27 protein-coding genes are annotated in these 26,216 nt (G+C 37.3%); 24 read left to right on the top strand and 3 right to left on the bottom strand.

Features of this window, described 5'->3' with window-relative positions; genetic code table 11:
• Positions 1 to 18: 18 nt before the first annotated feature.
• From A2U94_RS06335 to nadE, 24 genes are all read left to right on the top strand, one after another.
• Positions 19 to 1,095, top strand: coding sequence for an EpsG family protein (locus A2U94_RS06335; RefSeq protein ID WP_062954465.1), 1,077 nt, complete (start codon positions 19 to 21; stop codon positions 1,093 to 1,095).
• Between the two features lie 35 nt (positions 1,096 to 1,130).
• Positions 1,131 to 2,174 (top strand): UDP-glucose 4-epimerase GalE, encoded by a 1,044-nt coding sequence (gene galE / locus A2U94_RS06330; RefSeq protein WP_062954463.1) that lies wholly within the window; start codon positions 1,131 to 1,133, stop codon positions 2,172 to 2,174.
• A gap of 10 nt (positions 2,175 to 2,184) precedes the next feature.
• A complete protein-coding gene (locus A2U94_RS06325) occupies positions 2,185 to 2,370 on the top strand; it encodes a hypothetical protein (RefSeq protein WP_062686476.1) in 186 nt (61 codons plus the stop codon).
• Positions 2,371 to 2,378: 8 nt separating this feature from the next.
• Positions 2,379 to 2,978 carry a sugar transferase gene (locus A2U94_RS06320; protein ID WP_062954462.1) on the top strand — a complete coding sequence of 200 codons (600 nt, stop codon included), beginning with the start codon at positions 2,379 to 2,381 and terminating at the stop codon, positions 2,976 to 2,978.
• A gap of 1 nt (position 2,979) precedes the next feature.
• Entirely contained in the window at positions 2,980 to 3,624 is a 645-nt protein-coding gene (locus tag A2U94_RS06315; RefSeq protein WP_062954460.1) for an acetyltransferase, read from the top strand.
• A gap of 9 nt (positions 3,625 to 3,633) precedes the next feature.
• Positions 3,634 to 4,791: an aminotransferase class I/II-fold pyridoxal phosphate-dependent enzyme gene (locus A2U94_RS06310; protein ID WP_062686473.1), complete on the top strand. Its 1,158-nt coding sequence runs from the start codon at positions 3,634 to 3,636 to the stop codon at positions 4,789 to 4,791.
• A gap of 22 nt (positions 4,792 to 4,813) precedes the next feature.
• Entirely contained in the window at positions 4,814 to 5,170 is a 357-nt protein-coding gene (locus A2U94_RS06305) for a helix-turn-helix domain-containing protein (RefSeq protein WP_309599122.1), read from the top strand.
• A gap of 19 nt (positions 5,171 to 5,189) precedes the next feature.
• Entirely contained in the window at positions 5,190 to 5,936 is a 747-nt protein-coding gene (locus A2U94_RS06300; RefSeq protein ID WP_062954459.1) for a glycosyltransferase family 32 protein, read from the top strand.
• Between the two features lie 4 nt (positions 5,937 to 5,940).
• Entirely contained in the window at positions 5,941 to 7,122 is a 1,182-nt protein-coding gene (locus tag A2U94_RS06295; RefSeq protein ID WP_062954457.1) for a glycosyltransferase, read from the top strand.
• A gap of 48 nt (positions 7,123 to 7,170) precedes the next feature.
• Positions 7,171 to 8,361: a glycosyltransferase gene (locus tag A2U94_RS06290; RefSeq protein ID WP_062954455.1), complete on the top strand. Its 1,191-nt coding sequence runs from the start codon at positions 7,171 to 7,173 to the stop codon at positions 8,359 to 8,361.
• A gap of 14 nt (positions 8,362 to 8,375) precedes the next feature.
• The gene (locus A2U94_RS06285) at positions 8,376 to 9,932 is read left to right on the top strand and encodes a lipopolysaccharide biosynthesis protein (RefSeq protein ID WP_062954454.1); all 1,557 of its coding nucleotides are present in this window, start codon (positions 8,376 to 8,378) and stop codon (positions 9,930 to 9,932) included.
• A 135-nt stretch (positions 9,933 to 10,067) separates the two neighbouring features.
• The gene (locus A2U94_RS06280; RefSeq protein ID WP_062954452.1) at positions 10,068 to 12,002 is read left to right on the top strand and encodes an asparagine synthase-related protein; all 1,935 of its coding nucleotides are present in this window, start codon (positions 10,068 to 10,070) and stop codon (positions 12,000 to 12,002) included.
• Between the two features lie 14 nt (positions 12,003 to 12,016).
• Positions 12,017 to 12,142, top strand: coding sequence for a paeninodin family lasso peptide (locus A2U94_RS21065; RefSeq protein WP_062686466.1), 126 nt, complete (start codon positions 12,017 to 12,019; stop codon positions 12,140 to 12,142).
• A gap of 138 nt (positions 12,143 to 12,280) precedes the next feature.
• Complete coding sequence (locus A2U94_RS06275) at positions 12,281 to 13,219, top strand: phosphoenolpyruvate carboxykinase (ATP) (RefSeq protein ID WP_374699984.1); 939 nt, start codon at positions 12,281 to 12,283, stop codon at positions 13,217 to 13,219.
• On the top strand, positions 13,209 to 13,514 hold the full coding sequence (locus A2U94_RS06270; protein WP_062954450.1) for a lasso peptide biosynthesis PqqD family chaperone: 306 nt from the start codon (positions 13,209 to 13,211) through the stop codon (positions 13,512 to 13,514). The genes A2U94_RS06275 and A2U94_RS06270 overlap by 11 nt, the downstream gene beginning before the upstream one ends.
• 16 nt (positions 13,515 to 13,530) lie before the next feature.
• Positions 13,531 to 13,998 (top strand): lasso peptide biosynthesis B2 protein, encoded by a 468-nt coding sequence (locus A2U94_RS06265; RefSeq protein WP_062954449.1) that lies wholly within the window; start codon positions 13,531 to 13,533, stop codon positions 13,996 to 13,998.
• Positions 13,995 to 15,176, top strand: coding sequence for a nucleotidyltransferase domain-containing protein (locus A2U94_RS06260; protein ID WP_062686463.1), 1,182 nt, complete (start codon positions 13,995 to 13,997; stop codon positions 15,174 to 15,176). The genes A2U94_RS06265 and A2U94_RS06260 overlap by 4 nt, the downstream gene beginning before the upstream one ends.
• A 16-nt stretch (positions 15,177 to 15,192) precedes the next feature.
• A complete protein-coding gene (locus A2U94_RS06255) occupies positions 15,193 to 16,986 on the top strand; it encodes an ABC transporter ATP-binding protein (protein WP_062954447.1) in 1,794 nt (597 codons plus the stop codon).
• Between the two features lie 201 nt (positions 16,987 to 17,187).
• On the top strand, positions 17,188 to 17,580 hold the full coding sequence (locus A2U94_RS06250; RefSeq protein WP_062954445.1) for a CDI toxin immunity protein: 393 nt from the start codon (positions 17,188 to 17,190) through the stop codon (positions 17,578 to 17,580).
• A gap of 149 nt (positions 17,581 to 17,729) precedes the next feature.
• Positions 17,730 to 18,500: an NUDIX hydrolase gene (locus A2U94_RS06245; RefSeq protein ID WP_061785243.1), complete on the top strand. Its 771-nt coding sequence runs from the start codon at positions 17,730 to 17,732 to the stop codon at positions 18,498 to 18,500.
• A gap of 49 nt (positions 18,501 to 18,549) precedes the next feature.
• A complete protein-coding gene (locus tag A2U94_RS06240; RefSeq protein ID WP_062954444.1) occupies positions 18,550 to 19,098 on the top strand; it encodes a cysteine hydrolase family protein in 549 nt (182 codons plus the stop codon).
• Between the two features lie 31 nt (positions 19,099 to 19,129).
• Positions 19,130 to 20,599 (top strand): nicotinate phosphoribosyltransferase, encoded by a 1,470-nt coding sequence (locus tag A2U94_RS06235; RefSeq protein WP_025910492.1) that lies wholly within the window; start codon positions 19,130 to 19,132, stop codon positions 20,597 to 20,599.
• A gap of 15 nt (positions 20,600 to 20,614) precedes the next feature.
• Positions 20,615 to 21,301 (top strand): nicotinate (nicotinamide) nucleotide adenylyltransferase, encoded by a 687-nt coding sequence (gene nadD, locus A2U94_RS06230; RefSeq protein WP_025910490.1) that lies wholly within the window; start codon positions 20,615 to 20,617, stop codon positions 21,299 to 21,301.
• A gap of 25 nt (positions 21,302 to 21,326) precedes the next feature.
• On the top strand, positions 21,327 to 22,145 hold the full coding sequence (gene nadE / locus A2U94_RS06225) for an NAD(+) synthase (RefSeq protein WP_025910489.1): 819 nt from the start codon (positions 21,327 to 21,329) through the stop codon (positions 22,143 to 22,145).
• Between the two features lie 46 nt (positions 22,146 to 22,191).
• Here nadE and A2U94_RS06220 read toward each other — a convergent pair whose 3' ends face one another.
• The 3 genes from A2U94_RS06220 to A2U94_RS06210 form a co-directional block, all read right to left on the bottom strand.
• Positions 22,192 to 23,514, bottom strand: a complete 1,323-nt coding sequence (locus A2U94_RS06220; protein WP_025910487.1) for a (Fe-S)-binding protein — start codon at positions 23,512 to 23,514, stop codon at positions 22,192 to 22,194.
• The gene (glcD, locus tag A2U94_RS06215; protein WP_025910486.1) at positions 23,511 to 24,923 is read right to left on the bottom strand and encodes a glycolate oxidase subunit GlcD; all 1,413 of its coding nucleotides are present in this window, start codon (positions 24,921 to 24,923) and stop codon (positions 23,511 to 23,513) included. The genes A2U94_RS06220 and glcD overlap by 4 nt, the downstream gene beginning before the upstream one ends.
• Positions 24,924 to 25,036: 113 nt before the next feature.
• The gene (locus A2U94_RS06210) at positions 25,037 to 26,125 is read right to left on the bottom strand and encodes a CdaR family transcriptional regulator (RefSeq protein WP_025910484.1); all 1,089 of its coding nucleotides are present in this window, start codon (positions 26,123 to 26,125) and stop codon (positions 25,037 to 25,039) included.
• Positions 26,126 to 26,216: the final 91 nt, after the last annotated feature.

Here is a 26,216-nt window from a genome sequence, read left to right as displayed (position 1 = left end):
ATGAAAGGATCTTTTCAAATGGCTCTTTTATGGTTAAACCTAATTATTGTCTTTTTGTTGTCTTTTTTTTCACGGTATGCAGCTACACCTTTAATGGAATCAGGTTCACCTGTTGAAATTCGCCCTAATAAGCTTCTTGTTACAGGAGCGCTGATGGCGCTTATTTGTATTTCAGGTTTGAGATCAAATATCGGCGATACATTGGCTTATATAGATATTTATACATCCAATGATTTTACGTGGCAATATGTGATGAGTCAAAAAGACATCGGGTTTGGGTTGTTTCAAATGCAGCTAAAGAACCTTTCACAAGATCCACAGCTTCTCATCTTTTCAACAGCTTTAATAACAAATGTTTTGGTTGTAACCGTCCTCTATAAATATTCGAGAATGCTAGATTTAAGCCTTTATGTATACATTACGGGAGGTTTATTTTTAGTATCAATGAATGGTATTAGGCAAATGTTAGCAGCAGCTATTATCTTCACAGCCACAAAACTGCTAATTGAAGGTAGATGGAAAGGATATTTTCTAGTTGTTATATGCGCTTCGTTTTTTCATCAAAGCGCATTTATTTTACTTCCTTTATATTTTGTTGTTCGGACAAAAGCATGGTCTAAATCTACAGTCGCTCTCGTTTTGTTAGCTGTAACTGCAGTGATTGGCTTTGACCAATTTATAAACATCTTGTTTTCAGCTATTGAAGATACCCAGTATGCAGAGTACAAAAACTTTGATGAAGGAGGAGCAAATTTTCTACGAGTTTTGATTAATGCCATACCTTTAGTCATTGCCTATTTAGGGAGAGAGCGGCTGCGAGAATTATTTCCAGAAAGTGATTATATCGTCAATATGACGCTTCTTGGCTTTGTATTCATGATTGTTTCAACACAAAACTGGATCTTTGCTCGCTTTACCATTTACTTTGGTCTTTATCAGCTAATTTTAATTTCCTGGCTAGTCAAGCTATTTCGAGAGAAAGATCAGAAAGTCGTTTACTACGGAATCTTAGCTTTTTACTTTGTTTATTTTTATTACGAGCACGTGGTGACGTTAAATATTATATATAAAAGTGACTTCTTAAACTGGTTTTAAAAGTTTAAGAGTAAAGTGAATGGAGGAGGAAAAAGATGGCTATTTTAGTCACAGGAGGAGCTGGTTATATTGGCAGTCACCTCTGCGTAGAGCTATTAAATGCAGGCTATGAGCTGATTGTAGTTGATAATTTTTCAAATAGTCATCCTGAAGCATTAAAAAGGGTTTCTAAGCTAACAGAGAAGTCTTTCGCTACATATAGTATCAGCCTACTGGATGAGCAAAAGCTTAAACAAATCTTTGCAAAACATCCTATCGAAGCAGTTATACATTTAGCAGGTCTCAAAGCTGTTGAAGAGTCTGTAAAGGAACCTTTGATGTACTATCAGCACAATTTAACTTCAACATTTGTACTATGTAATGTAATGAAGCAATACGGGGTGAAAAAGATGGTATTTAGCTCGTCAGCAACTGTTTATGGGAAGAGCAAGCAGGTTCCCATTACAGAAAAAACCCCCTTAGGAGCGATTAATCCCTATGGAAAAACGAAGGAGATCATCGAACAAGTTTTAGGTGACTTGTATGGCTCAGATGCTTCATGGAGCATTGCAATACTAAGATATTTTAACCCTGTTGGTGCTCATGAGAGTGGGTTAATCGGTGAAGACCCTCGAGGGATTCCAAGCAACCTAATGCCATATCTTTCACAAGTAGCAATAGGTGAGCTTTCTCACCTTGATGTTTATGGAAACGACTATCCGACGGTTGATGGTACGGGAGTTCGAGACTATATTCATGTCGTAGATTTGGCTATAGGACATATAAAAGCAATGGAAAAGGTGAGGAATCAAACAGGAATTCATACGTATAACTTAGGAACAGGAAAAGGCTATAGTGTATTGGAACTAGTGGCTGCATTCCAGCTTGCTTCAAAGAAAAATATTCCGTTTCGTACAACGAATCGTCGAAGTGGTGACACGGCCATTTGCTTTGCTGACGTAACAAAAGCGGAAAAAGAATTAAATTGGTCTGCGCTTCGTGGTATTGATGAGATTTGTAAAGATACGTGGAATTGGCAGAAATTAAACCCAAATGGGTACACCACTCAATCAGTGCAGAAAATAATTTTATCAGAATAGGATGAATTTAATGGCTTCTAACATTAAGCAACTAAATGAACAGACATTACGGCGGATTTTAGCTGAATTGGAGAAAAAAGCACAGGTAGCCACACACTTAACGCTTTCGGAAGTACTTGATGATTTAAAGCAGAGTTTACTAGCCGTGAATGTGACAGCAGATGCTACGTCAAAAAGTAAACAAGATAAGGAGTAAGTGTTCACATGAAGCGTTTACTTGATATTGTTGTTACATTTATCTTATTAATTCTGCTATTTCCTATACTACTAATTTGTTGTATGATTGTGAAATTTAGCTTAGGTTCACCAATTTTCTTTAAGCAACAGCGTCCTGGCTTAGAGGAGAAACCTTTTTATGTATACAAACTTCGTACAATGAACTCGACGGTAGATGAAGAGGGTGAACTATTAGCTGACCATATAAGGTTAACCAAAATGGGATTATTTTTAAGGAAATATAGCTTAGATGAACTTCCCCAATTAGTTAATGTTTTAAAAGGGGACATGAGCTTAGTGGGACCTAGACCACTTTTAATGGAATACTTAACCCTCTATACAAAAGAACAAGAAACTCGTCATTCGGTTAGACCAGGAATAACAGGATGGGCACAGGTGAACGGTCGGAACAATCTTTCTTGGGAAGAAAAGCTTGCGTTAGATACTTGGTATGTTCGAAACCAAACGATGGGCTTGGATTTGAAAATATTACTACTGACGGCTTTAAAAGTTGTAAAAAAAGAAGGGGTTTCAAAGCAAGGGCACGTCACGACGGATAAATTTATGGGTTCGAAAGATGTGATATAGGATGAATGTTGTTGTTATAGGTAACGGAGGTCACAGTAAAGTTATTCAAGAGATAATTCGCTTAAACGGCTATATCATTATCGCGGTGTTAGATGATCAATATCAGACTAATTTCTTTGAGGATGAAGTGATTTATGCACCTATATCGTATATAGAAAAATTGGAGAGTGCGTATGTATTTCAAATTAGTATTGCTATTGGAGATAATTCAATAAGAAGACAGTTAATGGAGATGTTAAATCTTTCATCCAGTCAGTATTTATCTGTTATTCATCCAACGGCTGTTATCAGTCAAACAGCAGAGATTGGTAATGGAACCGTTATTATGCCATATGCGGTTGTTAATGCTGGTGCAGTGATAAAAAAACATTGCATTATCAACTCAGGTGCAATCATTGAACACGATAGTTTACTAGAAGATTATGTACATGCTGCTCCTCGAGCTACGATTACAGGTGAAGTAACAATAGGTGAAGGCGCATTTATTGGAGCAGGAGCTACCGTTATCCCTCAAAAAAAAATTGGAGCATGGTCAATAATTGGTGCTGGCTCAACGGTTACATCAGATTTACCAAGTTATTGTATAGCAGTAGGCTCGCCAGCAATAGTGAAAAATAATAACTCCATAAAAGCAGAAAGAAGGTGAGTAAGTTCCATGTACCAAATTTATTTATCGCCTCCTCATATGAGTGGAGAAGAGCAAAGGTATATTCAACAAGCATTTCAAACGAATTGGATTGCACCAGTAGGCCCTAATATTGACCGGTTCGAGCAAGAAGTAGCCTTATACGTAAGAGCTAAAGGAGCTGTAGCAGTAAGTTCAGGTACTGCTGCCATTCATTTAGCTCTTTCTTTGCTAGAAGTTAAAAAAGGAGATCGGGTATTTTGCTCAACTCTAACATTTGTGGCAAGTGCTAATCCCATTCTTTATCAAGGAGCAGAACCGGTTTTTATTGACTCAGAGCCAGATACATGGAATATGTCTCCACGTGCACTAGAAAGAGCATTGAAAGAAGCTGTTCAAATAAATCAGTTACCTAAAGCTGTAATTGTCGTTCATTTGTATGGACAAAGTGCAAGGATGAACGAAATTATGGAACTTTGTCAGAAATATAAGGTACCTGTAATTGAAGATGCTGCTGAATCTCTAGGCTCCACTTATAGAGGCCAGTATACAGGAACGTTCGGTGATTTTGGTATTTATTCATTTAACGGCAACAAAATTATTACGACATCAGGTGGTGGAATGCTTGTTTCAAATAATGAAGAAGCATTGAACAAAGCGAAGTTTTTAGCAACACAAGCAAGGGATCCAGCGATTCACTATGAGCATAGCACGATGGGATACAATTACCGGATGAGCAACATATTGGCTGGAATTGGTTTGGCTCAATTAAATGTTTTACAGAAACGAATTGAAGCTAGGAGAGCAGTATTTCAGCGCTATTATAAACGTTTATCTCATATTAACGGCGTTGCGTTCATGCCTGAGCTACGAGAGACTATCACCAACCGATGGCTGACAGCCCTTACAATTGATTGTGACAAGCTAAACATAAAGCCTAAAGAAATTATAAATGTCTTAAAGAAAAACAAAATTGAAGCAAGACCTGTATGGAAACCTTTGCACTTACAGTCACTATTTAAAGGCTGCCTTTACTATAGCCATTCTGAAGTCGAGCATATTGCTGAAACGCTTTTTTATACAGGAGTGTGTTTACCATCTGGTTCCAACCTCTCCGTAGGCGAACAAACAGCTGTTATTAAGCTATTGCAAACTAGTATGATGACCAGCAGTCATTCAATCGTGTAGTCAATAAGAGAAAGTATGAGGTATGTATATAATGATAGGAGATAATATATATAGGATTCGTAAATCAAGAGGCTTAACTTTGTCAGAGCTTGCAGAAAGATCAAATGTCTCAAAGTCATATTTAAGCAATATTGAACGAAATGTAAACCAAAACCCATCTATACAAGTTGTTGAGAAGATTGCAGCAGTATTGGGCGTCGAATTTAATTGGTTATTAGAATTACAACCTCAACATGACTCTCTCCCGGAACAAGAATGGCTAGATTTTATTGATGAACTAAAGAAGATAGGTGTGAAAAAAGAACAGTTAGAAGAGTATAAAAGGGTTTTTGCGTTTATTAAATGGCAGCAGGAAACGAAAAATACGTTGGTAGAATAGTAGGAAGGAGTTATGAGAGGTGGCTAAATCCAAAGAGACAATCCCTAAGATTATTCATTACTGCTGGTTTGGTAATAAAGAAAAGCCTCCATTAGTTCAAAAGTGTATTCAAAGCTGGCGAGATTGTTTGAAAGATTACGAAATCATTGAGTGGAATGAATCAAATACATCGTTAGAGTCTAACCAATACGTGAAAGAAGCGTATAAACAAGAGCAGTATGCATTTGTCAGTGATTATGTTCGAATGCAAGCGTTGTATAACATGGGCGGAATTTATTTAGACACAGATGTAGAATTGTTTAAATCTTTTGATAATTTGTTAATCAATCAGTCTTTCTTTGGCTTTGAAGAAAAAAGTTTTGTCGCGACAAGTACATTTGGTGCTATGAAAGAACATCCTATTATAAAGAACATGCTTGATTATTATGATGGGCAAAGCTTTATTCAAAAAGATGGATCCTACAACCAGCTGACAAACGTCGCTGTTATGACAAAAATGTTTGAAAAAATGGGAATGAAAAGAACAGGAGAGCAACAGTATATTGAGGAAATGGCAGTTATTTATCCGCAAAATTATTTTTCACCGTACGATTATATAAACTGTCGTCTACTTCAAACGGAAGAAACGTACGCGGTCCACCATTTTTATAAAAGCTGGCTTTCCCCACGGCAAAAAGCGAAAGGAATGGCAAAGCAAGCAGTTGTCAAGCTTATTGGTGGTAACAACTTAGCATATATTCGTAGCATTATAACGAAGGGATCGTGAAGCCATGAAGAAAATGTTAATCTCTTCGTTTGACATGGAAGTAGGAGGTGTGGAGCGTAGCTTATTAAGTATGCTCGGTCATTTTGATTATGAAGCATATGAAGTAGATTTTCATCTTCATAGTCATACAGGAGATTTATTTGCGGACTTACCATCAAAAGCTAAACTGTTACCAGAATTAAAAGCATATAAAACGTTTCGTAAATCAATTGTTCAAAATATAAAAGATAAGCAGTTCCCCATTGTGCTAGCTCGACTTTTAGCTAAGTATCGAGTAGCTTACTGTAAAAGTGCTGAAAGTGGCTATAAGCAAATGCAGTATATGTGGAGGTATACTCTGCCTTTCTTACCTGCTCTGAAGCAAGAGTATGATGTAGCAATTAGCTATCTATGGCCACATGATTTTGTAGCAGAAAAAGTACAGGCTAAAATTAAAATTGCGTGGATACATACTGATTTTTCTACGATCGAAACGGATAAGGTACTCGACCTTAAAGTATGGAAACAGTTTAACCACATCGTAGCGGTGTCAGAAGAGTGTAAACAAGCATTCTTAAGAAAGTATCCTTCTTTAGCTGATAAAACAACAGTGGTTGAAAACATTCGCTCCCCTAAGCTTATTGAAAATCAAGCTAATGAGCCTTTAGAATCTCGAATGGCGAAAGATAATCGATTTAAAATTGTCACGGTAGCTAGGCTTTCTCATGCTAAAGGGATTGATCGAGCTGTGCAAGCATTCAAATACTTGAAAGCAAAAGGGCATAGTAATATCGCCTGGTACGTGGTTGGATATGGTGGGGATGAGGAGATGCTTCAATCGTTAATCCAAGAAAATAATTTAGAGAATGATTTCCTACTGGTAGGAAAAAAAATGAATCCATATCCGTATATAAAAGCAGCCGATCTATACGTGCAGCCTTCCAGGTACGAAGGGAAAGCAGTAACGATATGTGAGGCGCAAATCCTTGCAAAGCCGGTACTTATTACGAACTACCCAACGGCTGTGAGTCAGGTGAAGAGCTATGAAGACGGCGTTATATGTGAAGCTTCTATAGAAGGAATAGCAAGTGGAATTGAAGAAATGCTACATAACTCGGGTTTGAGGAGTCAGCTAACTTCTAAGTGTAAAAGTATAAACTATCACAATGAGAAAGAATTAGAGAAGCTTTATGAGTTAATGAACTAGGTTGCCGTATTCTTAAATAGAAGACGTGTGAAAAGTGAGGCAAACTAAATGAAAAAACGGATCCTAATTGTAATAGACTCTTTAAATAGTGGAGGGGCCGAAAAAAGCTTAATCTCACTATTAGCTTGTTTTAATTATCAAAAATATAAAGTAGATTTACTATTATTTTCAATTGAGGGGCTCTATTTAAATATGCTTCCAAAGGAAGTTACTATTTTACCGCAGCCTGCGTATATGAAAAAGCAAGCTAAAAAGCGAGTAGATTTAGTAAAAGAAAAAGAGTTTAAATCACTCTATTTTAGAACGTTCGCATCGCTTGCTTTGCGTAACCCTTTAAAAAAGAAAACAATGCACTCCTCTCAAATTTTATGGACATGGGCGAATAGAGGCATGGAACCGCTAGAACAAAGATATGACGTAGCGATTGCATATAGTCAAGGAATGCCAACTTATTTTGTAGCAGAGAAAGTACAGGCAGCTAAAAAACTTGCCTGGGTAAATACTGACTACAAATTAATTCGTCATCATAAAAAATTTGATGTGTATTACTATAATCAATTTCACCATATTATTGCTGTTTCGGATTCATCTAAAGAAGTGTTGACGACTGAGCTACCAAGCATAGCAAAAAAAGTGGAAGTCATTTATGATATTATCTCTCCTGCGCTCGTTTATGAGATGGCAATAAAAAAAGGAGGGTTTACTGATTTGTTCGATGGCATAAGAATATTGACAATAGGGCGACTTGTTGAGCAAAAGGGCTATGATCTTGCCATTGAAGCGTGCTATAGATTAAAAAAGCAAGGCTTCAATATAAAGTGGTACGCAATTGGTGAAGGCTCACTAGAACAGAACCTAAAGCAAAAAGTAGCCGCCTACCACTTAGAAGGTGTATTTGTTTTTTTAGGCACATATCAAAATCCCTATCCTTTTTTACATCAGGCGGATATCTACGTGCAACCTTCTAAATTAGAAGGCTATGGTTTAGCTATGGCGGAAGCGAGGCTATTGAAAAAGCCGATTGTCGCTACTAATTTTCCGATTGTCTATAATCAGCTTAGAGATCGAGAGAATGGATTAATTGTAAAAATGAACGCTGTCAGTTTGGCTAAAGGTATTCAAGAAATGATTTGTGATAGTGAATTAAAAAAGTCTGTCTGTGAAAAGCTGAGCCATGAACAAGTAGGGACAGAAGCTGAAATCTTCAAGGTGTATTCCTTACTTGAGGCCGCAAATTAAAGGTGGAAGATGAAATGAGAGTACAAAAAGCAACCTTAAATGCGGTGATGAACGTATTATCTTTTGTTCTACTATTATTTCCCGCCTTTATAGTGAGAAAAGCTTTTATTGATGCTTTAGGTAACGAACTACTAGGGCTTACTGCGCTATATACTAGCATGATTGGGATGCTATCAATTCTAGAATTAGGTATTGGTAGTGCAATTGTATATGCTTTATATCAACCATTTGCTGAAAGAAATACAATCAAGATTAAAGGATACCTTAATTATTATGCTAAATTTTATAAAATAATTGGTGCAATTATATTGGGCGTAGGTATATGTATGCTGCCGTTTTTACCGCTGTTTATAAAAGGAAATTTGAATATAATGGACGCAAGAATATACTTTCTTTTATTTTTAGCGAATAGCGTTATCACCTATTTTTTTTCATATAAATTTAGTTTGCTCATTGTAGCACAAGAAGAATATCGAATAGCTGTGAGCATGACCTTAGCTAAGCTGGGGACCTTTGCTTTACAGTTTGTGTTATTAAAACTATATCCAAGCTTATATGCTTTCTTGATTATTCAGCTCGTTATTAACCTTCTCTTTTATTATATATTAAATCGCTTAATTCATAAAAAGTTTGCTTGGGTATTTGAGGTAAAGGGAGAAATAGAACCTTCAGAAAAAAGAGAGTTAACGAAGAATATGAAAGCCATGTTCTTTCATAAAATTGGCGGTATCTTGGTGTTTAGTACAGATAATATCATCATGGCTTACTATATTAACCTAGGAGTAGTAGGAGTGTTTAATAATTACTATATGATTATTAGTGCGTTTCAAGCTACCATACTAAACGGCTTATCAGGTATAACAGCAAGCATTGGCCAGCTGCTCACAGAAAATAATCGAGAAAATGCGTTTGTCGTTCATCAACGTTTATTTTTTATAAGCTTTTGGTTGGTGTCATGTATGGTTATTTCACTGTGGAATACGATTAATTCGTTTATTTTGATATGGCTTAATGAAGAACAGCTATTAGACTCACTAACGATTGGCCTCATATTAGTAAATTTGTATATTTTTTTAATGCGAGGGTCGGTAGATCGATTTAAAGAAGCGGGTGGAATATTTTATCAAGATCGATATGCTCCTTTAATTGAAGGTGCTGTGAATATCGTTGCGTCACTTGTGCTGGTAAAAGTGATGGGTTTATCAGGTATTTTTTTAGGAACGCTCATCAGCAACATAGCGGTTATCTTTTGGGTTAAACCAAAAATGGTATATAAATATGTATTTCATAAGCCTTTACGCCAATACTTCCAGCTCTATTTTAAGTATTTACTATTTGCTTTAATTCCTTTGTTCGTAACGCATTTGGTGACGTCTAGTCTTAAAGGTTCAGATAGTACTCTGTTATTTTTATCCAATTGTGTGCTTAATTTAGTTATTATTAATGGTTTCTATTGGGCACTTTTTCATCGTACACCGGAGTTTTCTTATTTTAAGAAGTTAGTAGTAAACAGCTTAGCGGCTAGTCGTTCTCGTTTTTCTTTCCAAAAAGGTTTTAGTAGAGGTCAATAATTGACGACAAAACTGGAAGAAACAGTATTGCAATGAAGAAAGAAGTATAGTAAAGTTCTTTATAAAGAACAAAAATGAGATATATTTTTTAATTATGTGTTCTTTATTAAGAATAGAAAAGTGGGGAGTAGAGAAGTGAGTGCAATTGCTGGTATATACCATTTTAATTCAAGAGAAGTATCAACCGAAGAAATAAACCGGGTAATGCGTTCATTTCAATCATACCCAGCCGATGATATTCAGGTTTGGCGTCAAAAAGGTTTGTTTTTGGGTTGTCATAATCAATGGATTACGCCTGAATCTATTTCTCAACCTATCCCATTTTATAATTTAGAGAAAAAGCTTGTTATCACAGCGGATGCTATCATTGACAATCGTGAAGAGCTTTTTTTAAAGCTAGGTGTTGATAAAAACGCTTGGGGAGACATTTCTGATACGGAGCTAATCTTACTTGCATATGAGCGCTGGAATAGTAGCTGTCCAAGTTATTTAATTGGTGACTTTGCTTTTATGATTTGGGATGAAAGCGAAAACCAGTTGTTTGGGGCAAGAGACTTCTCAGGAGCTCGTACACTTTATTATCATCATGGTTACGAAACATTCGCATTTTCTACCCTTGTTCGCCCGCTGTTACATCTGCCATTCGTGAGGTCAAAAAGAAATGAAGAGTGGATAGCAGAATTCTTAACAATTCCGTGGAACTTTGAGTCAGTTGATACATCTTCAACGGTATACGAACAGATCAAGCAGCTGTCTCCTGGTTATCAAATCATCGTCAAAAGCGGACGCGTAACGCTAACACGCTATGCATTTATTCAGCAACAAGACTTGCTATTGAAAACAAACGAGGAATATGAAGAAGCATTTAAAGAAGTTTTTCAAGTAGCTATTAGCTCAAGAATTCGTACGCATAAAGCAATTGGTGCACATTTAAGCGGGGGATTGGATTCAGGGTCAGTTGTTAGCTTCGCTGCGAAAGCTTTACGAAATCGAGAGGAAAAACTTCGCACCTTTAGCTATGTACCTATTCAAGATTTCGTTGATTGGACGCCAAAATATAGAATAGCTAATGAGAAAAAATTTATAAAATCAACTGTCCAATATTTAGGGAATATAGAAGATACTTATCTAGATTTTAAAGAGCGAAATCCATTTACGGAAATCGATGATTGGATTGACTTATTAGAAATGCCCTACAAATTTTTTGAGAACACGTTTTGGCTTAAAGGAATTTATGAGGAAGCTGCGCGACAGAATATAGGTATTTTGTTAAATGGTCAAAGAGGAAACTGGACAATTTCCTGGGGGCATGCGCTTGACTACCAGGCATCTCTTTTGAAGAAGTTATCTTTGAAAAAGCTGTCTCACGAGATGAAACTGTATAGTCAAAACATCGGCGTTACTCGCTCAAGGGTTTTTCATTTTGTCCGTAGAAAAGCTTTTCCACTACTACATTTGTCGTCGTACCGAAAGCAAGAAAGTCAATTTCCACAAATGGTTAATCCCAACTTTGCTCGAAAGCAAGACGTATATAAAAAGCTGAAGAAGCACCAAATTGATTTAACAGGAAATGCTATAACCAGCGTATATGAAGTGAAAGAGAAACAATTTGAACACCCTTATTATTGGAATATTACTGGTACATATGGCTCTAAACTATCTGTACGGTATGGTGTGTGGGATCGAGACCCGACCAACGATTTGCGCGTGATTCGTTTTTGCTTATCCGTCCCAGAATCTCAATACGTACAAGATGGAGTTGACAGATCGCTGATTAGAAGAGCTACAAAAGGGATGCTTCCGGATAACATTCGTATGAATCAAAAGGTGAAAGGTGTGCAAGGCGCTGACGGGACTTTACGTATGGTTCAAGCATGGCCAAGTTTTCTACAGGAAGTTGAAGCTTTAATTTCTGATGAACAAATGGCTTGTTATCTTGATATGGCTTCTTTAAAAGAAGCTAAAAAGACGATTGGTACTATCCCGAAGCCTGAATTGATTTTCGACCTTCGCTTTCGATTGCTTATGCGTAGCCTAATTTTTTATCGGTTTATGAAAAAAATGAATTGAAAGGGGGTGAACGAATGAAAAAACAGTGGGAATTACCAGTATTAGAGGTAGTAGAAGTTAAAATGACGATGGCAGGGCCTGGAATTAAAACACCGGATGCAGTGCAGCCTGATGTTGATGAAGTGATTCACCATAGCTAAATAGATGATTTAATTGATGGACTGCCCTTGTACGCACTTTATCAGTATAAGGGTATCTTTCAACTAATGAACGTATCTTTTTCACTGGTTGTTCTTTATAATGAACAAAAGTGTTTTTAAATAGAGGAGGCGTGATGATTGTTAGATATTCAAACAAAAGTAAGGTATCAAGCGTTTGGATTATTAATTGCTAGTGAAATGAAGATCCCGGAACTGATAGCGGTCGATTTAGGAAAAAGCGAAGAGGAAGTAACCGTGCAAATAAAAGAGTTGGAGCTTTTATGGAATCAAACATGCCGTGAAGATCAATATTTTCATGTTGAAGCAAATCGATTCTTTTTTAAAGTCCCTGATGTAGCCATTTTTGATGTAAAAAATGGCAATGAGATTAGCATATGTCCTATGAAAAACTCAAATGAAGATCAAATCAGGCTGTATGTGCTTGGTTCTTGCATGGGTGCACTATTATTGCAGCGAAAAATCCTGCCTTTACACGGAAGTGCAGTTGTTATTAATGGAAAAGCGTACGGAATTGTTGGGAAATCAGGCGCGGGTAAATCTACGCTAGCGTCAGCTTTTTTACAAAAAGGATACGAGCTGCTAACAGATGATGTGATTGCCCTGCCTTTGCAGAATAACCAGCCAGTTGTGATTCCTGCTTATCCACAGCAAAAGCTATGGCAAGAAAGCTTAAGTCATTTTGGTATGAACGCTACCATATATCGCCCGATTGTCCAGCGTGAAACAAAGTTTTCGATTCCAGTTACTTCTCAGTTTGCTAATTGTCCAGTTCCGCTAGCAGGCGTAGTAGAGTTGGTAAAAAGCAATCAAGAGGAAATAGAAATAAACGAAGTAGCGGGTATAGAAAAGCTCCAAATGCTGTTTAATCATACGTATCGTCGTTTTTTAATGGAATCGTTTAATCTGTATGATTGGCATTTTCAAACCACAGTATCCGTCGCTAACCAAATCGGTATGTATCAGCTAAAACGACCTATTAATCGCTTTACAGCAAGTGAGTTAGTAGAGAGTATTCTACATAAAATTCATGAAGGAGAGAAGAAAAATGATAAATAGCCAAGTGATTGAAAAAAGCCAACTTGTTGCACAAGCAAAAGGACAGATTGTAAGTGATATGGGTGGAGAGAAAGTTATGCTAAGCATTCAAAACAGCAAATATTACAATCTAGGTGAAGTTGGTGGTGATATTTGGGAAGAATTAAAGCAACCGATGACAGTGAGCAGCCTAATCTTACGCTTAACAGAAAAGTATGAAGTCGAAAAAGACGTTTGTGAGCAGCAGGTCATGCACTTTTTAACCTCTCTAAAAGCTGAAGGCTTACTTTTAATCCAAGACGCACCTAATAAATAACTAGCAGGGGGCCATCATGAAAATTTGGAGTAGGTGCAGGCGATTTATAGAATTGGAGCGTCAAAAAAAGCGTTTATTTATTGAAGCTTTTGTGTATTTAGCATGGGCACGCTTGATGAAAGAAAAGTCATTTGAAAAAGTGGCATCATCGCTTCATTTACAGATGAATGAAACTTCTTTTGAAACAGAGGCAGCTCATAAACAAACGCTTCAAAACGTTTCAGACGCGCTTTACGCAATGAGCGGCTACACTTTTTGGGAAAGTCAATGCTTAGTTAAAGCGCTAGCTGGGATGAAGATGCTGGAAAAAAGAAATATTGAAAGCACACTTTATTTAGGAACGGCTAAAGATGAGGATCACCAGCTAGTAGCTCACGCGTGGTTACGAAGTGGGAGCTTTTATGTATCAGGTGTTGAAGGAAAAGAGCGCTATACCGTCATTGCAAAGTTTGCAAAGCATCCCATGAAAAGGAGAACAGGATGAACCAGACGTTACCATTAACAAATATTCCGCAGGAACTTAAGCTTATTTTAGAGTTGTTAAGGAACCAGCACGACGATCAAAGTGAAGAATCTTGGGTTAATTATACACGGTCAATCGATTGGAATCATTTTTTTAAGTTAGCAATGCATCATCGGGTATACCCTTTGCTGCATGTAAAGCTCAATGAAAATAAGAAATTAAAAATCCCAAAAGCAGTTTCAGAAAAACTAAAAGCACAATATGAGCATAATACGATTAAAATGCTTTATTTAAGTGGTGAAATGGAAGCAGTCAGTACCTTATTCTTAGGTGAGAATATTCCAACTTTGTTCTTAAAAGGTCCTGTTATCGCAGAACATCTTTATCAGAATTTATCGCTTCGGACATCGAGTGACTTAGATTTTTTAATTTCAATAGAGCATCTACAGAAAGCTGAAGAGCTGCTTGTTAGTCTTGGATATGAAAAAGATGATTATATCCAAACGGTCTTGGGTGACTGGAAGTGGAGACATCATCACGTAACCTACTTTCATCCTATAAAGCGCATTAAGCTTGAGATTCATTGGCGGTTAAATCCAGGCCCGAGCAGTGAGCCACAGTTTAAAGAATTATGGAGTCGCAAAAGGCTAAGCACCGTAACAAGTTCGCCTGTGTATTTTTTAGGACAAGAAGATCTAACTGTGTTTTTAATCTCTCATGGAGCTCGGCATGGCTGGTCAAGACTGCGCTGGTTAGCAGATATTCATCAAATTTTAAATCAGGATATAGAATGGAAGCTGGTATATAATCTGTTTAAAAAACATTCTAATTATCATGTCGGTGGGCAGGCGCTTTTGCTAGTAAAAGCATGTTTTCAGTCGTCCATCCCCGAAGGAGCACACAAGTTTTTTATAACAAAAAAGGCAAAACGCTTAGCACAAGGAGCCTTTTATTATTTAGAACAAATGATTAATCTGCATACGGAGCCTTTAGCCGAAGACATTTCCGCTTATCACTCTCGTCATTTGTTTTCGCTGATGTCAACTCAACAAAAAGCATGGTTCTTGCTTAGCTTTTTATATCCTTATCCAGAGGATGCTGAAACGCTCCCTTTACCAAGCTATTTACATTTTTTCTATTTTCCTTTGCGACCTGTATTATGGGCATGGCGCAAAACTAGGAAGCAAGTATTTTCCTAGGAGGTGTAGTCGATTTATGAATTATGTTTTTTATTTCTTGAAACAAATTTACTCATATGCTGGAAAGGCTCTTTATTTAAATTTATTGGCTATGGTAGCCATTAGTTTACTTGAAGGAGTAGCTATTTTATTGTTAGTTCCAATGCTTACTATGAGTGGAATCGTTGATTTTAGTAAGGTAAATGAATCGGGGATGAAATTCTTTGAGTTGTTTACATATGTACCGAATCAGCTTAGTCTTTCGCTTATTTTAGTAGTATTCGTATTGATTGCTTTTGTTCAGTACTTTTTGTACAGGCATGTCTCTATTAAAAATGCGATGATACAGCAGGGTTTTTTTCGACAGATGCGCCTGCAAACATATGAGAGCGTTCTACATGCTAATTGGAGCTTTTTTTTAAGAAAAAGAAAATCAGATCTTATTCATTTATTACAAACGGAAGTGGCTAGAGTCAGTGGAGGCACTCACGCACTTTTGCAGTTTATGACTTCTTTAGTGTTTACGTGTATTCAAATTATGTTAGCTTTATTGCTCTCACCTGTTATTACGCTATTTGTATTATTATGCGGTGCGATTTTGCTCTTTTTCAATCGAACCTTTTTGAGAAAGTCATTGTCATTAGGAAAGCGAAATTTCACATTGGGCAGAGACTACGTAGCAGGGTTGACTGATCAAATTAATGGTATTAAAGATATCAAGAGCAATACATTAGAAGCTTCGAGGGTAGAATGGCACTCATCTATTACGAAACAAATGCAAAGTGAGCAGCTGGAATATACAAAGATGAAGATGACGTCTCAATTTTACTATAAAGTAGCTTCCTCCATTTTTATTGCTCTCTTTATCTTTGTTGCGATTAAGTTGTTCCAGGCCCAAGCAAGCCAGCTAATGCTCATTATTTTAATTTTTTCAAGGCTTTGGCCAAAGGTAGCGGGTATACAAGGGGAGTTAGAACAAATTGCGAAGTCGTTTCCATCTTTTGAAGCGATTAAACTTTTACAGGAGGAATGTAGAGAAGCGCAAGAGTACGGTAATAGACAGTCACAAAGTACTCAGCTCGTATTTAAACGAGAAATCGCTTGTCGAAATATCCATTTTCGTTACAACGAAGACGGAGAAGCCTACGCATTACAAAATATCAATCTTGTCATTCCAGTTCATCAAATGACGGCGCTAGTAGGAAGCTCGGGTGCTGGGAAAAGTACATTGATTGATATTATAATGGGGTTAAATCAACCTCAAAAAGGAGCCGTATTTATAGATGGTGTTCCTTTAAGTGCTACTAACATAATGGCATTTCGACAGTTGATTAGCTATGTGCCGCAAGATCCAGTTTTATTTAATGCGAGCATTAGAGAGAACTTATTATTAGTAGATCCTAACGCTACAGAAGAAAGAATGTGGGAAGCTCTTCAGTTTTCCTTAGCTGCGGATTTCGTAGAAAATCTACCAAGCGGTTTAGATACGTTAATAGGAGACAGAGGAATAAAGCTGTCTGGTGGTGAACGACAGCGTTTAGTGCTAGCAAGAGCTATTTTAAAAAAACCAAAAATTCTTGTGTTAGATGAGGCCACTAGTGCGTTAGATACGGAAAATGAGTATAAAATTCAGCGGGCTTTAGATAGTTTAAAAGGCAGAATGACTATTGTTGTAATTGCTCATCGATTATCTACAATTCGCAACGCCGATCAAGTACTTGTACTTCAAGAAGGACAAGTTATTCAGCAGGGAGAGTTTAAAAGTCTAGCGGCTGACAAAGGGTTGTTGTTTAACAGACTGTTGGAAAAGCAAATGAAGGTAATGGAATAGCGAACTTTAATGGTGTAGAGAAGATTTCTTTTTAAATGGTTTTGTTTTAGGTCCATATATCTACTTTAAATAAAAAAATTCCATAAATATCATTCTATCTCATCAAAGTGAATCTGTGGAATTTATGGTACAGTTAAATTTAGATATTTTCTGAAAATGTCGGTTTTCAGACAGAGTAAGATGAGTGGATGGAGGTAGACAATGAAACCATTTAAAAAACTAATTGAAGAATTAGGAAATAAAGTCGATGTCTTGACAAGTAAGCAGTCGAGCATTTATTTTGAAAAATTAGTGGGGCAATTCCCCTTTACAAAAACGAATACCATTGATTGGAAACGAGTGCTAATTAAAGAAAAATGTCAGCAGGTTCAGCAGGTTATTCAATGGCTACAAACAATGAAAATTTATGATGAACACGTTATTTTATTTTCAAAAGATTATCGTATTCCGGCTGTGCGAGTGAATTTGAAAGAAGCTTTAACAGTGGTGACAAAACTGCAAGATTGTCATTTGTTTATCTATTGTCCAACAATTGAGTATGTCATTGAGTGGGTGAAAGACAAATGCTTTACTGTCGGATTAGCTGCAAGATAACGAATAAAGAAGCATCGTCGTCCTATACGACGGTGCTTTTTTTATTAGCCAAGCATAAATTCACTTCTTTTTGTTGACATTATAAAAAAAGTACGTATAATTAACATTAATCAAATTGTTAATTATAAAACTAATCAGGAGATAGAGCAATGTTAAATCATGATCAAAAAAATGTAAAAAAAGAATATCCAAAGCCATACGGATATACGGCAGATATTGCTGTGTTTACGATTGTAGCTACTGAAAAAGAAGCATATAAGCCACCAAAAATGGTGCTAAAACTAATGTTGATTCAACGAGCAATTTTAAATGCTGAAGGTGAACAAAATATAGAAGCAGGCAAATGGGCGCTTCCAGGTGGATTTGTGCACCCTGCTGAATCCGCTTATGAAGCAGCTAAGCGTGAACTAGAAGAAGAAACAGGTGTAGCTGGTATTCATATGAAGCAGTATGGAGTCTATGATAAACCTGGGAGAGACGCACGGGGATGGGTTATTTCAAATGCTCACTATGCCATTGTACCAGAAGAAATGTTAGCTAAAAGACAAGCAAATGATGATGCAGCAAACGTTGAACTTTTTGATTTAGAAGAAGTTTTTTCACTACCACTGGCATTTGATCATGCTCAAATTATTCAAGATGGAATTGCTGAAATTAAAAAAGATCTCCTTCAGACGACGGTTGCACAAAAATTTTTACCTAAAATGTTTACGTATTCCGAGCTTCAGGCTGTATTGCTTACAATTACGGATAATCCGGCAATTAGGAGTGATCAAGCATTTGCGCGTAAGATTCGAATGCTGCCTTTTATTGAAGAAGTAGAAGGACAAACAACGACTAGAACATCTAAAAAGCCAACAAAGCTATATCGGTTTATTGATGCAGATTTTGCTACATCTATCTACACAGCTAGATATTAATTAATAAACAATTTGTTTATTGTTAATTAATGATAAGGGGGGAAAAGTAATGAAAGCACTTTTAAACATCGATTACACGAATGATTTTGTAGACGATAAAGGAGCTTTAACTTGTGGAGAGCCTGGACAGCAAATTGAATCAGAAATAGTTAGCTTAACTAAGCAATTTATCGATAACGGTGACTATGTGGTATTTGCAATTGATTTGCACGAAGAAAAGGATCAATACCATCCTGAAACCAAACTATATCCGCCACATAATATTAAAGGTACAAAGGGAAGAAGTTTATACGGTACGTTACAAGAGGTATATGATACGTACAAAGAAAACCAAAACACTTACTGGATGGATAAAACAAGATACAGTGCTTTTGCAGGCACAAATTTGGAAATGAAGCTTCGGGAAAGAGGAATTACTGAGGTACATCTAGTAGGCGTATGCACCGATATTTGCGTTTTGCATACTGCTGTAGACGCGTATAATAAAGGATTTAGTATCACCGTGTATGAAAAAGCGGTTGCAAGTTTTAACCAAGCAGGGCATGAATGGGCGTTAACTCATTTTAAGAATTCATTAAACGCAACGGTTATTAAATAAGTTGTGGATTGATTATTTGGAGGAAAATAGAATGACTGTGTATAAAGATGATAGCGTTATGCTGCATACGGATTTGTATCAAATTAATATGGGTGAAACGTATTGGGAAGATGGTATTCATAACAAAAAATCAGTATTTGAGGTGTTCTTTCGCAAGCTTCCATTTGGAAACGGCTATGCAGTATTTGCGGGATTAGAACGCATTATAAACTATATTGAAAGCTTTCGTTTTTCAGAATCAGACATTACGTATTTACGTGAAGAAGTAGGGTTTAAAGAAGACTACTTAGACTTTTTAAAAGAGCTACGCTTTACAGGAAATATTCGTTCAATGGTAGAAGGGGAGCTGGTGTTTCAAAATGAGCCCATTTTACGAATTGAAGCCCCGTTAATTGAAGCCCAGCTTGTTGAAACGGCTATTTTAAACATTGTTAATTACCAAACGCTAATTGCTACAAAAGCTTCTCGCATTAAGCATGTAGTTGGAGATCAAGTAGCAATGGAATTCGGTACTCGCCGCGCTCAGGAAATGGATGCAGCAATCTGGGGAACAAGAGCGGCATACATCGGTGGGTTTCAAGCAACATCAAACGTGAGAGCTGGGAAAAAATTTGGTATCCCAGTAGCAGGAACCCATGCTCACTCAATGGTTCAAGCTTATAAAGATGAGTACGTAGCGTTTCACAAATACGCGCGCCGCCATAAAGACTGCGTATTCTTAGTTGATACGTATGATACCTTAAAATCAGGCGTGCCAAATGCTATTAAAGTTGCAAAAGAATTAGGAGATAAAATAAACTTTCGAGCGATTCGATTAGATAGCGGAGATTTAACATATCTTTCTAAAAAAGCACGTCAGCTTTTAGATGAAGCGGGATTTGTTGATACAAAAATTGTGGCTTCAAATGATCTCGATGAAGACACTATTATGCACTTGAAGTCTCAAGGTGCTCAAATCGATATGTGGGGTGTTGGCACAAAGCTTATTACGGCATATGACCAACCTGCATTAGGTGCTGTATACAAGCTCGTATCTATTGAAGGAGAAAACGGTGAGATGGTTGATACAATTAAAATTAGCGCTAACCCTGAAAAAGTAAGTACACCAGGCTTAAAGCGCGTATATCGTATCATCAATAAGCTGAACGGCAAATCAGAAGGTGACTACATTACCCTTGAAGGTGAAGATCCACAAAGTGAAGAACGATTAAAAATGTTCCACCCAGTGCATACATTTATTAGTAAATTTGTGACAAACTTTGAAGCAAAAGAACTTCATCAAGATATATACAAAAGTGGAGAGCTTGTGTATCAAACGCCAAACTTACAGACGATCCAACAGTATACAGAAGATAACTTAGGGTTGCTTTGGGATGAGTATAAACGAACGCGAAATCCAGAGGAATACCCAGTTGATTTAAGTGAGAAATGCTGGGAAAACAAAGCACGTCAAATAAATGAAGTGCGTAAAAAAGTCTCATCCAAATTAAATCAAGCGTAAAAGGGGATACTGAAGATGGAAGAAAATAAGTGGAACGAACTGAAACAGTTAAATGATACGAAGCAACTCAATCAGCTTACTTCACCGGGAATAAAGATTGGAATATACGGTTCATCCTTTGATCCAATTACTAATGTGCACTTGTGGACCGCATCAACCGTAGCTCATCGTAAAAAGCTAGATTATATTATCTTTCTTCCATCTTCTAATAAACGTACAGATAAACGCTTGCAAATAACCGATGAACATCGCGTTGCCATGATTCAAAAAGCTATTTCAACTAATCCTAAATTTTTATTAGATACTCATGAATTAAATGTATTGCCAGGTTATCATTACACATACTACACAATGGATTATTTCAAAAAGCTTTTGCCAAAAGCAAATCTCTATTTCATCATGGGTGCAGACTTACTGGTTGATATTGCGGGTGGTAAATGGAAAATGTCAGAAGAACTTGTCAGCGAAAATCAGTTTATTGTCATGGCTCGAAATGGCATTGACATGTTACAAGCAATTAGCCGCTCACCACTTTTACGAAATTATGATGATGGTCGCTTTCAGCTCTTAGATAAAGGATTAGCTATGGAAATTAGCTCTACTTATATCAGAGAGGAATTCGCCAGAGGTGGAGAACCTCGCTATTTACTACCAGACGCATGCTATGACTATATTAAGAATCATCATTTATATAAAAGATAAAGTGAGAAATTGAAAGGAGCTTATTATGACAATTCAACAGCAAATTATGAAAGAGTTAAACGTTTCTCCAACAATCACTTCATCAGAAGAGGTTCGTAAACGCGTTGATTTTTTAAAAACATATGTAAAAACAGCTCACGCGAAGGGGCTTGTGTTAGGGATTAGTGGAGGTCAAGACTCAAGCTTAGCAGGAAGGCTTGCTCAGCTTGCAGTTGAAGAACTTCGTAAAGAAGGTTATGAAGCAAAATTCATCGCGGTTCGTTTGCCGTATGGAGTTCAAAAAGACGAAGACGATGCGCAAGCGTCATTGGATTTTATTAAGCCTGATGAAACGATTACATTTAACATTGAAAAAACAGTTACGTCATTTTCTCAAACTTTTAATGAAGCAGCTGGTCATGAATTGGGAGACTTTCATAAAGGAAATGTGAAAGCACGTGTTCGTATGATTGCGCAGTACGCAATTGGCGGGGAACATGGACTATTGGTAATAGGTACAGATCATGCTGCTGAAGCAGTCACAGGATTTTTCACGAAGTATGGAGACGGTGGAGCGGACGTCCTACCGTTATCTGGATTAACAAAGCGCCAAGGAAAAGAATTACTAAAAGAACTAGGTGCAGATAAGCGCTTATATGAAAAAGTTCCAACTGCAGACTTATTGGATAACAAGCCAGGCCAAGCAGACGAAACGGAATTAGGCATTAAATATGATGAGCTGGATGATTATTTAGAAGGAAAAGAAGTGGCGCCAGAAGTAGCTGAAAAGATTGAGAAGCGCTATCGAATGACTGAGCATAAGCGCCAGCTTCCGGCAACTATGTTTGATACGTGGTGGAAATAACAGAAATAGCAAAAGGAGCTCTGGTTGTAGAGCTCCTTTTTTAGGGTTATTCTTGCACGGCTTCAAGTAATAAATCCACGAGATGAACAGCTCTTACTTTCGAGGATAATCCTTCCCTTTCAATTCCTAACTTCATTTGAAGAAGGCAGCCTGGATTAGCTGTCACAATCGTTGTAGCTTGTGTAGCCACAGCATTTTTCATTTTTGTATCGAGGATTTGCATGGACATTTCAGATTCAACGATGTTATAGATACCAGCTGATCCGCAGCAGCTATCTGCATTTTTCATTTCCCTATATTCTACGTTAGCAATGGCTTTTAAAAGCTTTCTAGGTTCACTTGATGTTTTCATGACGTTGCGCAAGTGACAAGAATCTTGATACGTAATCACTTGTTGAGGCAGTGAAAGTTTCATGTTGAAAAATTCCAGATCGACAAGAATACTGCTTATATCCTTCAGCTTTTTAGAGAACGCTTGAGCGCGCTCAGCCCAGTTAACATCATCTTTTAACAGGTGATCATAATCGATTAAAAAAGCACCACAGCCTCCTGCATTTGTGATAATATAATCTATTTTTAAATCTTCAAAGGCTTGAATATTGCGCTTCGCAAGCTGTTTCGCTCCGTCTTTTTCACCACTGTGACCATGTAAAGCCCCGCAGCAAGCTTGATTTTTAGGAATCACAATTTCACAACCCGCAAGCTGAAGTAGCTTCATTGTAGCATCATTTGTTTTCATAAACATGGTATCCATCAAGCAACCAGAAAAAAAGGCCACTCGTTTTTTTGTTTCAACTTTTGAAAGCAAATGGGTAGGTCGATTTTTCATTTCCTTTAAAGGAGGAACAGTTGGTAATACTGTTTCCATTAACGCTAGGTTGTCTGGAAGAAGCTTTAGTATTCCGGTAGAGCGAACAATGCGTTGAAGGCCAGAACGCTGATAAAAGCTAAGTAACCCTGTCGCGTTTTGCATGCGGTTTTGATGAGGAAACAGGCCTTCAAATACCACTTTTCGAATCGTTTTTACAGGAATAGAGTGCTTTTTATTTTGATTGATAATATCTCTTGCTTCTTCAAGTAAATGTCCATAGTTGACTCCAGAAGGACATACAGGCTCACAGGCTCTACAGCCAAGGCACATGTTTAACGATTTTTCTACCTCTTCATCAGGCTCAATAACACCGTCAACTACGGCTTTCATGAGCGCAATTCTTCCTCTTGGAGAATGCGATTCTTGAAAGCCTGATTCAATATAAGTAGGGCAGGTTGGTAAGCAAAAACCACAGCGCATGCAGTTTAATAGTTCATCTTCATTCATTTGTTCTTTAAATTGCTTTTGGATTTTCTCACGTTCTTTAACTGTTGTCATGTTGTAATCACCACTCGTTTTCGGGAATCTTTAGCAAAAACTTTCCCTGGGTTGAGAATGTTATTTGGGTCTAGGGAACTCTTAATGGCTTGCATTGCAGCAATTCCTTCTTTGCCCACTTTAAGCTCAAGATAAGGAGCTTTCATGACGCCAACTCCGTGTTCACCTGTAATTGTGCCTCCGAGCTCAATCGCTTTAATAAATATCTCTTCAAAGGCCTTTTCAACACGCTCAATTTCTTCATGGTTTCGTACATCTGTTAAACATGTTGGATGAAGGTTACCGTCTCCAGCATGACCGAATGTACAAACTGTTAAGTTATATTTTTTAGCAATTTCATTAGTGGCCACAACCATCTTTGCAATTTCAGATCTTGGAACCGTTGCGTCTTCTAAAATAGTCGTTGGCTTTAAACGCGCTAAAGCTGATAGGGCAGACCTTCTTGCTGTGCGAAGATCATCAGCTTCTTTTTCTGAATCAGCTACCTTTACCGATACAGCATGCTCTCTTTCACAAATGGCAGCCATCTTCAGCATGTCTCGCTTCACAATGTCAATTGGTCCATCTTGTTCAATTAATAAAACAGCTTTTACATCTGTAGGAAGCCCAATTTTAGCAAAATCCTCTACGACTTTTAATGTTGGTTGATCTAAAAATTCAAGCGTAGTCGGAATAATTTTATTCGCAATAATCGTTGACACCGATTTTGCTGCGGCTTCAAGGTCTTGATAAAGAGCAAGCATCGTCATTTTTGATTCAGGCATTGGTATTAGTTTTAAGATTGCATTTGTAATGATTCCAAGAGTTCCTTCAGAACCGACAAACAAGCGTGTTAAATCGTAGCCAGCTACGTCTTTTGCGAGCTTTCCTCCCGTCTTAATAACGTCTCCATTTGCGAGTACAATCTCAAGCCCTAACACATAGTCGCGCGTAACGCCATATTTAAGACCGCGAAGCCCCCCTGAGTTTTCGTTGATATTTCCCCCGATTGTAGAAATTTTCATCGAGCTCGGATCTGGAGGATAAAACAGACCTCTTTCTTCTACTTGGTGGATGAAATCTAAGGTAATGACGCCTGGTTCAACTGTAGCAGTTAGGTTTTCTTCATCAATTTCTAACACTTGATTTAGATGTTTAAACAAAAGAACGATACCACCTTCAGTTGGACAGGTTCCTGCGCATAAGTTTGTGCCCGACCCTCTAGGTACAATCGGAATTTTATATTCATTACATAGTTTTACAATAGCTGCTACTTCTTCAGTGTTATTGGGCGCAATAACGGCATCAGGCAGTGATTGGAATTGAGGTGTAGCATCGTAGGAGTAAACGAGTCGACCGGCTTTTGAGTCATCATAATTATGGGCGCCGACAATGTCTTCAAAGGATTTCTTGAGTTCAATAGGTATCATGGTTATAGCTCCTTTTAAGTAAACGAATTCTTACTTTTATAATAAGAAATAGAAGAAGGATTAACTATGGTTAATCCTCTAAAGTGTAGCAGTTATTTATGCGGTATCGTTGGTTATTCATCTAAAAACAAAAAAGCGAGGTGAAAAATGAGCAAGTCCTCGGTATGGCGAAGGTTTAGTCCAGTTAATTCTTCGACTCGCTTTATTCGATAGTGTAGCGTGTTGATATGAATGTGCAGTGCATCTGCCGTAGCTTTGAAGGATTGATTTTGCCTTAAAAACGTTTTAACAGTTTTTATTAATTCTTGATCATTCATAACCTGGGAAATGGTTCTGCGAATAAATTCAACCTTTGTTTCTTTTTTTATATCTTTTAACAACATTTCAAGACGAAGGTCATCATCAAATATAATAGCTCCGGATTTTTTTGCAGTACTCAAAGCTCGTTCCGCTTCGTGAAAAGATTGATGAACCATTCTAGGAGAAGCAGGTTGTCCAATTCCAATTGAAGCGTTTACTTGATATCGAGTTTTGAAATGGCGGCTAATTTGCTTAGCAAAATGAAGCGTACGTTCCTTTGTCTTTTGGTCAGCTTGTAAAATAATAAAGCGGTCGTTTCCCCAGCGAACAAACACATCTTTGTTGTCCTGACTAAAGTTCTCCATAAGATCTTTTAACATTTTGTTATTCATTACGTCTGAACAGTGACCGATTAAAACTTGTCGTTCAATTGAAAGATCGATACCAATCAATTCCGCTTGGTGGATAAATTCTTCACTCCAATCGGATTTTTGGACCCAATCGAATACAAACGCTTCAAGTGCTCGCGCTTGCCATTCAAGCTGCTCGGAATAGTAGCGTTCATTCATCATTAGTTCAGTCATTCTTTTTAAAATTTCGGCATAAGCGGATACGCGTTCTGGGTTACCGGTAATACCAATTACACCAGCAATTTGATTTTGAAAAAGGATTGGAAGATTAATTCCCGCTTTGACGCCTTTTAAAGGAGCTTGATTTTCTTGAGTAATAATGAACTTTTGCTTTTTTTGCGTGCAAATGAGAGCTCCTTCATGAAATGTATTTACTCGGTTTTTATCCGTGCTGGCGATGATCATGCCAGACGTATCGGCTACAATTAAATCTTCATGAATTAGATGATTGATTTCTGAAATGATGCTATCTGCTAAAGATGCTATCATCATACATGTTCCCCCGTTCTGTTTCTATCACTAGTGTAGCATAGTGGGAGTGAAGAGCTAGTAGTGAAAAGCATAGGCTTTAAATAGAAAGATA

Origin of the sequence: Bacillus sp. VT 712 (genome assembly GCF_001614195.1) — a bacterium.
GTDB classification, from domain to species: domain Bacteria; phylum Bacillota; class Bacilli; order Bacillales; family Bacillaceae_H; genus Priestia; species Priestia flexa.
The sequence above is the reverse complement of the archived record's forward strand: the minus strand, read 5'-3'. Positions and strand labels throughout refer to the sequence as shown.